The organism is Lacibacter sp. H375, from assembly GCF_037892425.1.
Classification (GTDB): Bacteria; Bacteroidota; Bacteroidia; order Chitinophagales; family Chitinophagaceae; genus Lacibacter.
Genome location: NZ_JBBKTT010000001.1, coordinates 2,694,712 through 2,707,461 on the forward strand (window position 1 = coordinate 2,694,712; position 12,750 = coordinate 2,707,461).

General features: G+C 36.6%; 13 protein-coding genes and 2 tRNA genes. 10 read left to right on the forward strand and 5 right to left on the reverse strand.

Going from position 1 to position 12,750, the window contains the following annotated elements:
- The first annotated feature begins 118 nt into the window (after positions 1–118).
- Both WG954_RS11710 and WG954_RS11715 read left to right on the forward strand, forming a co-directional pair.
- Positions 119–1,198, forward strand: a complete 1,080-nt coding sequence (locus WG954_RS11710; protein WP_340436666.1) for a sulfatase-like hydrolase/transferase — start codon at positions 119–121, stop codon at positions 1,196–1,198.
- Positions 1,167–2,741: a sulfatase-like hydrolase/transferase gene (locus WG954_RS11715; protein WP_340436669.1), complete on the forward strand. Its 1,575-nt coding sequence runs from the start codon at positions 1,167–1,169 to the stop codon at positions 2,739–2,741. Before WG954_RS11710 ends, WG954_RS11715 begins: the two co-directional genes overlap by 32 nt.
- Before the next feature lie 13 nt (positions 2,742–2,754).
- On the opposite strand, the gene WG954_RS11720 is transcribed toward WG954_RS11715, so the two are convergent.
- Together WG954_RS11720 and WG954_RS11725 are read right to left on the reverse strand one after the other, a co-directional pair.
- On the reverse strand, positions 2,755–3,873 hold the full coding sequence (locus WG954_RS11720) for a hypothetical protein (protein ID WP_340436671.1): 1,119 nt from the start codon (positions 3,871–3,873) through the stop codon (positions 2,755–2,757).
- Positions 3,870–5,771, reverse strand: coding sequence for a putative glycosyltransferase family protein (locus WG954_RS11725; protein WP_340436673.1), 1,902 nt, complete (start codon positions 5,769–5,771; stop codon positions 3,870–3,872). The genes WG954_RS11720 and WG954_RS11725 overlap by 4 nt, the downstream gene beginning before the upstream one ends.
- Positions 5,772–6,052: 281 nt before the next feature.
- Between WG954_RS11725 and WG954_RS11730 the strand changes: the two genes are divergently transcribed.
- Genes WG954_RS11730 through WG954_RS11740 form a run of 3 tightly spaced genes read left to right on the forward strand, consistent with a single transcriptional unit; the run spans position 6,053 to position 8,779 of the window.
- Entirely contained in the window at positions 6,053–6,958 is a 906-nt protein-coding gene (locus WG954_RS11730; RefSeq protein WP_340436675.1) for a class I SAM-dependent methyltransferase, read from the forward strand.
- 5 nt (positions 6,959–6,963) lie between these two features.
- The gene (locus WG954_RS11735; RefSeq protein WP_340436676.1) at positions 6,964–7,818 is read left to right on the forward strand and encodes a ChbG/HpnK family deacetylase; all 855 of its coding nucleotides are present in this window, start codon (positions 6,964–6,966) and stop codon (positions 7,816–7,818) included.
- Positions 7,811–8,779 carry a GNAT family N-acetyltransferase gene (locus WG954_RS11740; protein ID WP_340436678.1) on the forward strand — a complete coding sequence of 323 codons (969 nt, stop codon included), beginning with the start codon at positions 7,811–7,813 and terminating at the stop codon, positions 8,777–8,779. The genes WG954_RS11735 and WG954_RS11740 overlap by 8 nt, the downstream gene beginning before the upstream one ends.
- Here the strand turns inward: WG954_RS11740 and WG954_RS11745 are convergent.
- From WG954_RS11745 to WG954_RS11755, 3 genes are read right to left on the reverse strand one after another with little or no spacing between them, the layout of a single operon-like run.
- The gene (locus WG954_RS11745) at positions 8,776–9,693 is read right to left on the reverse strand and encodes a glycosyltransferase family 2 protein (RefSeq protein ID WP_340436679.1); all 918 of its coding nucleotides are present in this window, start codon (positions 9,691–9,693) and stop codon (positions 8,776–8,778) included. The two genes, WG954_RS11740 and WG954_RS11745, sit on opposite strands and share 4 nt — an antisense overlap.
- Before the next feature lie 20 nt (positions 9,694–9,713).
- A complete protein-coding gene (locus WG954_RS11750) occupies positions 9,714–9,836 on the reverse strand; it encodes a hypothetical protein (RefSeq protein WP_340436681.1) in 123 nt (40 codons plus the stop codon).
- Complete coding sequence (locus tag WG954_RS11755) at positions 9,823–10,419, reverse strand: riboflavin synthase (RefSeq protein WP_340436684.1); 597 nt, start codon at positions 10,417–10,419, stop codon at positions 9,823–9,825. The genes WG954_RS11750 and WG954_RS11755 overlap by 14 nt, the downstream gene beginning before the upstream one ends.
- A gap of 188 nt (positions 10,420–10,607) precedes the next feature.
- Between WG954_RS11755 and rpsU the strand changes: the two genes are divergently transcribed.
- From rpsU to WG954_RS11780, 5 genes are all read left to right on the forward strand, one after another.
- A complete protein-coding gene (gene rpsU / locus WG954_RS11760) occupies positions 10,608–10,805 on the forward strand; it encodes a 30S ribosomal protein S21 (protein ID WP_182805210.1) in 198 nt (65 codons plus the stop codon).
- Between the two features lie 66 nt (positions 10,806–10,871).
- A complete protein-coding gene (locus WG954_RS11765) occupies positions 10,872–11,777 on the forward strand; it encodes a tyrosine-type recombinase/integrase (protein ID WP_340436686.1) in 906 nt (301 codons plus the stop codon).
- A gap of 201 nt (positions 11,778–11,978) precedes the next feature.
- Positions 11,979–12,281 carry an HPF/RaiA family ribosome-associated protein gene (locus WG954_RS11770; protein WP_182805215.1) on the forward strand — a complete coding sequence of 101 codons (303 nt, stop codon included), beginning with the start codon at positions 11,979–11,981 and terminating at the stop codon, positions 12,279–12,281.
- 246 nt (positions 12,282–12,527) lie between these two features.
- Positions 12,528–12,600: transfer RNA gene (locus WG954_RS11775), tRNA-Thr, on the forward strand.
- 11 nt (positions 12,601–12,611) lie between these two features.
- Positions 12,612–12,694: transfer RNA gene (locus WG954_RS11780), tRNA-Tyr, on the forward strand.
- The last annotated feature ends 56 nt before the right edge of the window (positions 12,695–12,750 follow it).

Consider the following 12,750-nt stretch of genomic DNA (forward strand, 5'->3'; position numbering starts at 1 on the left):
GATTGGGGTTCAGATAAGCGATAAGTTTTTATTGGCTACTTGTTTACTCCTTGCTCTTGTTATTGTATTGCTCGCCAAAATAACAGGCAGTCGGTTTCTGTTGTTTCTTAAGTCTGCTTTGGTTATTCTTGTTTGCTATGAATGTATAATGATCTGTATCCAATCGCTTACTCATAAAGAACCGCCAAAATCTTTCATGTCGGCTAGTAGACAAAATGTCCCTAATGCCAACCTCCCGTCCGTTTATTTTATAGTACTCGATGAATATGCAGGCAGTGAAACGCTCGAAAAATATTTCAAATATTCAAATGCTGGTTTTGTAAATACACTTGACAGCCTGGGGTTCAAAGTGATAAGGAATGCCAGTAGTAATTATCACTATACTGTTCTTTCCATGGCTTCTACTTTAAATGGTGAGTATATCGAAACTCACAAAAACAAACCTGTATACACACAAGAAAGCTTTCGTAACGGAATGAATGCTATCTATTACAATAAAGCTTTTGCAACTTTTGAAGAACTTGGTTATTCGGTATTTAACTATTCGCCATTCAGGATGAAGGAACATGCGTCTCGTTATTCTAACCGGTTTCTACCTACTGATTATTGGCTGATCCTTCATCCCACTTTTTTTGATCGGGTCATTGAGTCGTTCCCATATTTTTTTGCAAGGAAGTCAGGGAACAAGAATCTTTTGAAGAATCTATTCACCAGGCAAGTTGATGTGAGCCGTAATGTGTTGAATGATGTGCTCAATAAAAGTGGAGAGAATTTAAATGCCCCCACTTTTTCGTATATCCATTTGATGATGCCTCATGCTCCTTATGCAACTGATAGTACAGGGATGATTAATATGGCGTTTCTTACTTCAGAAGCTATTACTAAGAAACAGCGAATGGATGCCTATCTGCAGTATCTTGTTTATGCAAATCGGGTTGTATCTGATTTTTTAAGAAAGATAAAAACCAAAACAAATGGAAATGCTGTGGTAATGTTAATGAGCGATCATGGTTTGCGGGATCAACTTAATCCTGAAGATACAATATCAAAGTTCAACTCGTTGAATGCAGTTTATTTGCCTGCAGGAATGCCAAATAAATGGTATGATAATATGAGTAATGTTAATCAGTTCAGATTGTTGTTTTCATTACTCTCACAACAGCAGATTGAATACAAACAAGACTTACAAGTTCATTAAGCAAAGAGAATATCAAGAAATGGTTATACAAGGTGCAAATACTTTCACTTCGATAAAGAAGGTTATTCAGGCAGTTAGGAAACATTCTGTTCTTGCTACGTTACCCTTGTACTTTGTACTCGATGCAACAAATCAGTTTTGGGGATTGATCCCTTTTAGTTCCGGGATTGTAGCTTTTGCCAGTATAAGCGGTTCGATGCTTCTTTTATTTTTAGGGCTTAAGATTTTTTTACAAAAAGAGAAAGCATTGATTTTCCTGGTATGGGTCACGATATGTTATCTGTTTTTTAAAACAATCAAGGATTGGCTTGTTGTAACAGTAGGCCTAAAAATGCTTTCATCATATAGTTTTTATCTCTCTTTTCTTTTTCTGCTTGCGCTCTTAGTTCTGTTTATTGTCTTCAAACTTTCAGTGCAAAATGCCAGGAAATTGAGTGCTTATCTGAACTTATTGGTTTTTATTCTTATTGTCATTGAAGTTGGCAAGTCAGTATATCATTCGGGGAAAACGAAAGTTCAGCCATATGTAACAGCAGACATACAGCTTACAGATCTATCAAGCAAGAAATATCCTGATATATATATTCTTCAGTTTGATGAATATGCAGGGCTATATACATTAAACAGTGGGTATGGAATTGATAATAGCAAATTTGTTGAGGATTTAAAGAAAAGATCATTTCATGTAGCTCAAAACTCAAATAGTAATTACAATGGTACGCCCTTTTCTGTTTTATCCTTACTGAACATGTCATATATCGATGGTGTAAGTAAAACAGAGGTTTCGTCCGCAATTGGATATAGCAAAAGCGCTGATGCAATTAAGGAAAATAAATTGACGCATTTTTTTCGTAACAATCAGTATAAGATTGTGAATCATAGTTTCTTCGAAGTTGAGCAAACAGAACCACTTAATTATCTTTTTCTGCCTATTAAGAAGCGTTTAATGTTGGACAAGACATTTGGGAGCGTATTGATAAATGATCTTTTGTGTTCGGTCAACTCAAATTCATTTCATTTCTTCATTAACGATTTCCCAGCCCGTATTGATAATTATAACCAGGAGGTTATAAAAAGATCATTTGAAACAATCGAAAGTGAAATTGGTCCGGTGTTTATGTATTCGCATTTCATGATGCCACATAGCCCGTTTCTGCGTGACAGCAGTGGCAGACTGCGGAGTATGGGTATGGCGTACGTAGAATCGAATAAAACGAGAAATATTGAATCTTATATTCAGTACCTTAAGTATTGCAATATCGTGTCTTTAAAAATGATTGATTCAATACAGGCAAAAAAACCAAATTCAATCATTGTCTTGTTGAGTGATCATGGCCTTCGTAATTCAAAATTGGAGAACAGAAAATACATTGAGTTTAATAATTTCCTGGCAATTTATTCTCCAAGCAAAGAAGATTTTCAAATGCCTGATTCCGTTTGCACTGTTAACACATTTAGGTTGATAATGAATGCTCACTATGATCAAGCATTTCCTATGCTTGATAACAGAATGATAAATGTAAATATGGGGTTAATTGAATAGAGAGAACTTTCGATCATTTCCTCATTCTTGGCCATACCGCTGTTAAAATGTAGTTGAATGAAAGGACAGAAAGTACAATTAGAAAAGGGAAAATTGCTAACGTAAATCTGTAATGCCATTCATTATAAGTTAAGGCAGTAAGGTTGGCAATTAAAAGCATGACTACGAGGAAAAAGATAAGCAATTGCATTTTGTTTCTCAAAAGGAACAAGCCTCCTATTGCAAGGAAGTAAAGTAAATAGTGAAGCGACAGAATGCTGTTGTTAAGTTTCGAATAATACGGTCTTGTTAATGTAAAGAATGAACCGAGCTTACGAAAGTATAAACCTAGTGTTTGGGAAAAGCCTTTGTGCTCAAATAGATAGGAATATGCTGCACTTAGGGTACTCTTTTCAAGTCCATTAAATTCCGGAACATCGTAATCCGGTTTATTAACGATGATAGCACCTGCTGCAATAGGTTTAATATACCCACTTGTTTCAACAGGTATAAAAAAGAGAATTGAAAATAAAAAAAGGAATAGAATCACTACTAATGCCCAAAGTCTTGAAGTTGAAACAATTTTTTCCGTGTAGAGATAGTAACATCCAAATACAGTTGATAAAAAAACACCTGGAGGACGGGAAAATACCTGGATAAGTAAAAGAAACAACCAGAAAATTTTTTCTGGCATTGTCTTTTTCTTTATTGTGTAATAGAGGCAAATACTGATAAGACATACAAAAAAGTTATCGCTAAAAAGGGTTAATGTCCAGTATTGAATTGGATAACTGAATAAAAAGATCAAAGAGCCAAGTGTAGAAACTTTATTGCCGGGTAATATAAGATCAATTGATTTTTTTAAGCAGATTGCGGCAAGGATATTAAATACAACCTGTGCAATAACAACCCCGATAACGCCTCCTAGAGCGTAAAAGGGAGTGATAAATAAAACATAGCTACTATAAAATAAATGATGCTCAAACGTATAGGCAATGTTGCCCTTTAGAAATTCCTGCGAAGCCACAATATATTTTTCTGCTTCATTCACAGTAATAATGCCGGTGTGCCGGTAAAGTAGATACAGAAAGAACACGTAAGCGATGCTGATCAGCAGGTATTTTATTTTATACGAGTGAGGTAGGCTTATCATTGCAGCAATGCTTTAAAAGTAAAACGATTTATGCGTGGCCACAATAATAGAGTGATGAAAATAATAAACGTTATCCCCGAAAGGAATAGCGCAGCTTTTATTCTTACAGGGTTAAAAAATATTGTCAAATCGTTTTCGCCTTTATCAAGCGGCACGCCAATAAAGTTTATACCCGCTTGTTGAACTGAGAACACTTTGCCATCCTTTTTATAGCACCAGTGCGGAAAGAAATTTTGTAACATCACTATATAACTTGCTGTATCGGTGGCGACCTTTAAATGCAATTCTCCTGTTTTATAAGAAACGATATTTTCTTGATCAACATCTCTTGTTTTCTTTGGTTTTTTTTCTGCAATCGAATTCGTAATATACACAAATGGCATGTCAGTTATGCGAAGGGTTGTGTCTTTTGCTGCTTCGTAGTAGTAAGTATAGTTGTTAATAAGTTTAACCGGGTATAATGCTGGTTTGGCAGCGCCAGGCTGCTTACTGTAAAAGCTCCAATCGCCAATTAACTTCACTTCGTCATAGGGTATTGTATCATTATCTCTTACAGCTTGTAAGGTTGGTGCAGGAATGCCAACGGGTGATTTTTTTTGAATGGATGAAATGGTGGACACTGGCACTTTGCCAACACCTGTAAAGGGCAAGTTTAGCAAAGTGGCAAGAATAATGTCCAGCGATGCGATCATAAATATTTTCTTCAGCTGGTTATATTTGAATGCTCTTATTAAAAGGAGTAGAAGAAGGATTTGTATAATGCATTGAACAAATAGTGTATCGTAAATACTGATTTTATCAAGCAGCTGCTTAACTGTGTCACGGGAAAACAGGCTTCCATTAACCTTATTCATAAAGTGAATAACACTTTCCCCGCCTGATAAAAGATTTATAGCACTAAATAGTAAAAGGCCTGACAATATTCCAACGAAAACAAAAAAGTATGGTTTCAGTTTCTTTAAGTAGCTTTCTTTTGTTTCTGTTAATCGATCAAAGAAAATAATGGTTGCAATAATGAAACATAGCACTGCAAAAATCCGGAATTCGGCATTTACTCTTACATAACCAAGAAGGGGTATAAATTTTCCAGTAAATAGTTTAAGCAAACCTCCCAGTGAGATCAATAAAAAAAGACTCCCGGTTACAAGAAAGAAAATTTGTTGTTTTGATTTTGCAGTAAACAGCGAAGCGAGAAACAATAAGAACATGATCAGGCCAAAGTAAATATTCCTGAATGCAGGATCATTTTTAAAGAAGTTATCTCCACTGGTTGTTGCAAAAGGTAATATACTGCTTATCCAACTTTTTAAGCCTGTATTTTGATTTAAACTAAGCGATAGGTCAACAGTCTGGTTTCTGTCGAAGTAGGGGATGATATCACTATACCCGGCAATTAAGCCGACAGAAAGTAATAACAAGCAACCAATAAATAATGAGTATAATTTTGTGTTTTTAAGTAAGCCAGCCGTGCCGGTTAATTTAAAATCAGTATAGAGTTTTAAGATAACATAGGCAGTAAAAAAATAGATAGTGCCAATGATGATGCCAGGATGCGAGGAAGAGATAAGTAGGTAAAAAGATAAAGATGAAAGTAGAAGTGATTTCAAATTACGTTCCCGATGCAGTTTTTCTAATGCCCACAAACTCCATGGGAGAAAGGCCGCACCACTTAACCAATTAAGATGTTGCAGGTGCCCCACAATGTAACCATTGCACATGTAGGAAATTGCGGCAATCAGTCGCACATATTTATTCTTTGAATAATGCCCACTCAGGCAATACATACCCACACCACTCAATAATAAATAAATCAGTACTTCAATTGTTAATGTATACGGGTTATATCCTGTTGTTGAAGCGATGAGCCAGGTAAGCGGGCTCCAATAAGACGAACTCATATCTCCATAAAATGGTAAACCAAAAGAGATGTAGGGATTCCATAATGGGAGCTGATAACTGTGTATTGCCTCACCCATTAAAAATCGGGGTGGCAAATACCCTATGAACATGTCGTTTTTTAAAGCAAAAAGAAACGAAGCAAGAGGAGAATAGGCAATGAGAAAAACAATTGAAATCAGTAAAATGGATTGAAATGTTTTTTTCAAGTGAACTTCGTTTTACTATAATTTTAATGCTAAATTACAATTATTATAACAGGACCTAAACTGATAGTTACAAAATGGATGCTTATAGTTGTTGCTTTTGTAAAAGCAGCCATTTGATATTAAAATACAAAGATCAATTTCATCCCTCTAATAAAGAAATTGGAAGCTACGATATTTATGAATGCAGTAATTGCGGTTCTGCGGTAACGAATCCTGTTCCAGATACAGAGGAATTAAAGCGATTGTACAATTCTTTCAACGGCGGTATTCAGTCTTCAACGGCTGCTTTACGTAAAGAGTCTCCTTTACATGCGCTTTATGTTCAATTGTTAGACCATGCTATCAGGAAAATGAAAAAGAAGATTGCTATGGATTCTGTTTTTACGTGGGTAGATATTGGCGCAGGTAACGGGACGCTTTCTGCTTTAATTAAACAGCGCTTCCCTAATTCGATGGGTGTGGCGATAGATTTTCATGAAAGGCCAGCACTTATTGAGCATCTGACTGGCATTGATTGGATAAGTGCTGATTTTAACCAGGAAGATTTAACTAGGGTATTGAACGGTCGTTCTTTTGACCTTGTTATCACTTTAGCGGTTTTAGAGCATGTACAGGATCCATCCATTTTTATAACAAAGCTATTGCCTCTGATAGAGCCCCAAGGTTTATTGTTTCTTGCATGCCCGGATTATTCTTCCTTCGCAAGGAAGGCGTTGAAAAAAAAATGGCCCTATTTTATACCGGGTGAACATATTAATATTCCCTCTATTGAAGGAATGGGATTGATGCTTGAACATGCACTTTCAATAAAAAGCCCTAAACAGTCAAAAAAATTTGTAAAAGGAATATGGGTTCACTATCCTCTACGGTATTTTTTTAACTATTTTGGAATGCGGTTAATTGGTAACCTTTTACCACCTTCCTTTTCATTAAAATTACCGGCAGGAGCATTAGAGGCAGGTATTATCAACGATCAATAAAAAAGATGAAGATTTATTATCATTCCGATGATGCTTGTTTAACAAAGAGCTCAACAGAAAAAATTCTTTCCTGTTGGGAGAATGGTTTTATTGATGGATTTAGTGTACTAGCAAATGCTTCATTGCTTCCAATTGTTCAGCAATCAATTCGACAAAACACTCATCTTCCAGTACGTTTATCTATTCATTTAAATCTAACCGATTTTAGTGCTGTGTCATCACCCGACAATGTATCCCTATTGACTGATAAGCAAGGAAGATTTAAAGTGGGATTTATAAAGGCATTACAGATTCATCTTTGGGGCGGCAAGCGAAGGGAAATTTTTATTGAGCAGGTTTGGCGTGAATGGGATGCACAGATCAACCTTGTGAAAAGCCAACTTAGGCCGAGTCATATAGTGGCTTTAGATAGCCATAATTACATCCATATGGTGCCATGCCTGTTTAGAGTAATTTCAGATTTATCAGAAAAACACGACGTGCCTTTTATTCGTGTGCCAAATGAACCTTTTTATATTTCGGAATGGAAACATTTTTTTCATGGGTACTTCGTTGGCAACCTCCTAAAATTCACTTTAATGAAATTATTGGTAAAGATGAATAAAGCGAATAAATACAATAAGAGACAAGAATCAATGGGAATTCTTTATTCAGGAAATATGTTCCATGAAAATATTATAAGTGGGTTAGAAAAAGCTGCAAAGAGAAACTTTGCTTCAATTGAAGTGGTGTTGCATGTTGGCAAGAGTCATACAGAAGAATTACTTGGTAACATTGAAAGACAATCAGCTTTCAGATTTTTTACGTCTGAAAAAAGAGATAAAGAATTAGATGCAGTTAAACAAATGAAGCATGAGTAGCGAACATATTACTGTATCTACATTCGAAGAAATTGACAAGGAGCAGTTTTGCATGCTTCATTCTATAGCATTTAAAGAATTGATTCAACAAAGTAAGATCAGTGAAGAATTATTTACAGTCGAGCATTACACATGGAAATACAACAGCCCGGCAGGGAAAGCAAAGATAGCGGTGATTCAGCAACATGATAAACTCGTGGGTTCTGTATCAATGTTCCCAGTTACTCTAATAAAAGGGAATAGGCTGTTTACAGCATGGAATGCGGGTGACGTAGCTGTACTGCCTGAATACAGAGGCAAGTTCTTTTTTAATCAATGTATGAATGCGCTTAAGAAAAGTAGCGGTGAAAATGATTTCCTCTTTGGATTTCCCAACCATAATAATCTTGCCGGGGCAACACGGTCTGGATTTAAGTATATAAAAGATCTGCAGTTTTATATTAAACCTTATTTTTTTACTAATGGTAAAAGACTTGAAAATCAAGGGGAATTATTTTCGGCGTTACAAGATCAGTATGCTGAAACTTTGGCTAGAGGTCGAACAATGATCCTGCGGTCTTCTGCTTATATGAAGTGGCGATATCTGAAGAAGCCGGGAACAAATTATTTGTGCTATACTTACAATGAGGGAACAAGGATTTTAGGAAATGTAGTGGTAAGAGTTGTGAAAAGAAAAAGCATAAAAGTTCTGGTGGTGATGGAATATCATTATATTGATCGTAAAGCAATTTCTTTTCTAAATCGGTTTATTGGTCAAAGTGCAATAAAAAACAAGTGTGTGACTGTGGTAATGCTGTCTGCAAGAGATCAATTTAATTCTGACCGAACAGGTTTTTTTCGATTGCCTGAATTATTTCAGCCGAAGAAAATGGTATTCTATGGAAATCCATTAAAGGAAGAAGACAAAGCATTGCTTAATGTTAGTTGGTTTATTCAAACCGGCGACTGGGATGCTTTCTAATCAACATTGATCATCTCATCAATAATATACAATGGTCGCCGTTTACTTTCTCTGAACAGACTGGCAATATATTCGCCCATCAAACCAATTACTAGTAACTGAATGCCTCCCATAAACGTTACAACCGTCATTAACGAAGCCCAACCTGGAACTGTTTTGCCCTGGAAATAACTGATGATGGTGACCGTAAGTAATCCAAATGAAATAAGGGAAACAATGGTACCTATCAATAGTGAAATGCGTAATGGTTTAAAGCTGAATGAGGTCGTTCCTCTCAACGCCAATTTCATCATGGCAGCAAAACCATATTTACTTGCTCCATGTAAACGAGAAGGTGCATCAAAAGGGATCGTCACTTTTTTAAAGCCCACCCAACTGAAAATGCCTCTCAGGAATAAGTCTCTTTCTTCAAACTTCCGGATGGCAATCAAAACTTTTCTGTTAAACCCTCGGAAGTCTGAGACATTTTCTTCAATCGGTATGTCTGATAAAAAATTAATAAAACGATAAAATAAACGTGTGAATACTCTCTTAAAAAAACCGAGGTCTTCGGTTTTCATCCTTTTAGTAAGAACAATATCATATCCTTTTTTTAACTGTTCAAGAATAACGGGCAGGCATGAGGGTGGATGTTGTAAATCGCCATCCATTGTAACGATGTAATCACCATTTGCATAATCCATTCCAGCCATCAATGCATGTTGATGACCAAAATTCCGTGAAAACGAGATGCATTTTACCCGGTCGTCTCGTAATGCTAATAGCTGTATCTCTGTAAAAGTTGTATCAGAGCTTCCGTCATCAATGAACAGCAGTTCAAAATTTTCTGGTACATATTTTTTTACTTCATAGAACAGCGGAAGAATGTTTTCAGCTTCGTTCAGTACAGGTATAAGAATGGAGACTTGCTGCATTCGCAAAAAGTAGTTTTGGTTTAAGTGTGGTTAAGAGCAATATGTTTGCCCTCTTTTGGTTTCACAATAATAACACAAGTAAAGGCATCATTGGGGTTTTCGTATAATTGTTTTTTTGCATTGGTCATTTTAGCTCTTTGCATGAAGCTGGGCGTTTCGCAAAACATATTTACCAATAATGTCAAATTCGAGGTTAACAGTTGTGCCTTCTTCTACAGCCTGCATGTTGGTGTGTTCATATGTGTAGGGAATAATAGCCACACTAAAACGATCGTTGCCAACATCAAACACAGTGAGGCTGATGCCATTTACAGCTACAGAACCCTTTTCAACAAGTAATCCTGCAAATTGTGTAGGGAATTGAAAGGTATACTCCCAACTGCCATCAAGTTCATTTAACCGTGTACAGGTTCCAGTGGAATCAACATGGCCCTGTACCATGTGTCCATCCAGCCGGGCATTCATCAACAGGCAGCGTTCAATATTGATGCGATGATCATTTTGCCAGCTTCCCAGATTGGTCTTCTCCAGCGTTTCAGCAATTGCTGTAACTCTATGGGCCCCGTCTTTTACCTCTTCTACGGTAAGGCAAACTCCATTATGGGCAACACTTTGATCAATCTTTAGTTCTTTTGAAACCGGCGAACTTATCCAAAAGGTTTTATTGGTTCCATTTGTTTCAATGCTGGTAATTGTACCAGTTGTTTCAATAATTCCTGTAAACATGGCTGCAAATTAGATGGTTTTTTGTCTTTTGCAAGATTCAAAGACGTGATTGAGACCTCGAAAACCCTCATTAATGCAATAATTTGGGGTTGAAGGAAATCTAAAAGAAAAATTAAATTGAATTGCGTGAATAAATGAGGATTCCCTTATCTTTGCGCCTCAAAATTCCTTAAAGGAGGTATCAAATTATGCTGATTATCGATTCAAAAGATTGCGAAAATATTGACAAGGCACTGAAAAAGTACAAGAAGAAGTTCGAAAAGAGCAAAGTATTACTTCAGTTGCGTGAGCGCCAGTCTTACACAAAACCATCTGTTCGTCGTAGAGGTGATGTGTTGAAAGCAATCTATAAGCAACAGATCGCAAGCGGTAAGATAGAATTGTAAGATTCTCTTTTGCAAGAATATAGCGAATAGCCGTAAGGTTTCATAACTTTACGGCTATTCGTATTTATGCCTGTCAACGATCATCCACATATCCTTTCTTTCCTGGAGTATCTCAAATTCGAGAAACGTTATTCGCCTCATACCATCCGTTCTTATCAGGATGATCTTACCTTTTTCTTCGATTTTCTTTCGTCGACATTTGGTGAAGTTCAATTACAAGAAATCAAATCTACATTTATACGCAGCTGGCTTGCCAAACAAAAAGAGGAGGGGGCGTCTTCAAAAACGCTCAACAGACGTATTTCTTCATTGCGTTCCTTTTTCAAATATCAATTAAGACAAGAGCAAATAGTTGTTTCTCCAATGACAACAATCGTAACTCCTAAACAAAGCAAGCGCTTGCCGGTTTTTGTAGAGCAGAAGGATACGGAAGTGTTATTTCAACATGTAGAGTTTCCGGATAATTGGGAAGGACTAATGAACAGAATGATCATGGAGCTGCTTTATTGTTCAGGTATGAGGTTGAGCGAACTTATTTCTTTGAAGCACACTCAGGTTGATACTGCAAAAGGTCAGCTGAAAATATTGGGGAAAGGGAATAAAGAGCGAATTGTTCCTTTATCAGTTGAGATGAAAATGAACTTAAACGACTATCTCAAACAGAAGAAAGAGCAATTCACGGGCGAGATTGTGTTTGAGTATTTGCTGGTAAATGAAAAGGGGAAAAAACTTTATCCAAAATATGTGCAGGCAGTTGTTAAAAGATACCTGTCGCTTATTACCACTATTGAGAAAAAGAGCCCTCACGTGCTAAGGCACACATTTGCCACCCATTTAATGAACAATGGTGCAGAACTGAATGCAGTAAAGGAATTGCTGGGACATAGCAGCTTAGCGGCAACACAGATATACACGCATAACACCATTGAAAAGCTTAAGGATATTCATAAAAAAGCTCATCCGAAAGCTTAGTTTAGTGCCTACATCAGTTGATACATATACTACTACAATTTGGTCAGGAATCAGTGTTAAAAAATCCCCTTATTTACACAAGAAATATTTTGATAAGTCGGCCTCCTGATGTAACTTGTTAGCACTGGAAATACCTGTACCCAAAATCAGAAAAACCAGTTCTTTCACATTTATTATTCACTAGCTAAAATTTGGAATGCTATGACCGTTAAGATCCAAACCGTACGTTTTGACGCAGATGCGAAATTAATTGAGTACGTAAAACAGAGAGTAGAGAAACTTTACAACTTTCACGACAGGATCACGAAGGTTGACGTGTTTTTAAAACTCGACAATGTGGTACACAACATTAAAGACAAAGTAGCCGAGATTAAAGTACACGTACCAAGGCAGCACTTATTCGTAAAACAAACATCCAAATCATTTGAGCAGAGTTTTGATGAAGCATTAGATTCACTCATCACCCAACTAAAACGAAAAAAAGAAAAGCAATACGACTTGTAAACACACTTTAAATCCCCCGAAATATCGGGGGATTTTTTTTTGCCCATGACTGATTGATATTTTCTTTAGAAAAATTTTTACAAAAATTTTTCGATTTCGTGTTTTCCGTTACCTTTGCCTTCCCAAAAAACGGGGTGTATCTCTGTGTACATCAAAAAGTTCTTTACAGTATTGACTTTTAGCTAATAACGCAGTATTTGCTTTTTGCAAATCTGATGGGTTCATTTTTAGTGAAAGTGTATAATTGCCACTTTAGCTCAGTTGGTAGAGCAGCTGATTTGTAATCAGCAGGTCGTTGGTTCGAGTCCGACAAGTGGCTCTTGGTTTTTAGGGCAGGTTCCAGAGCGGCCAAATGGGGCGGACTGTAAATCCGCTGTCTTTCGACTTCAGAGGTTCGAATCCTCTCCTGCCCACAAGACAAGTCGAAAATGTGCTGATTTGAAATATTGATAATTGGCCATAGATAGTT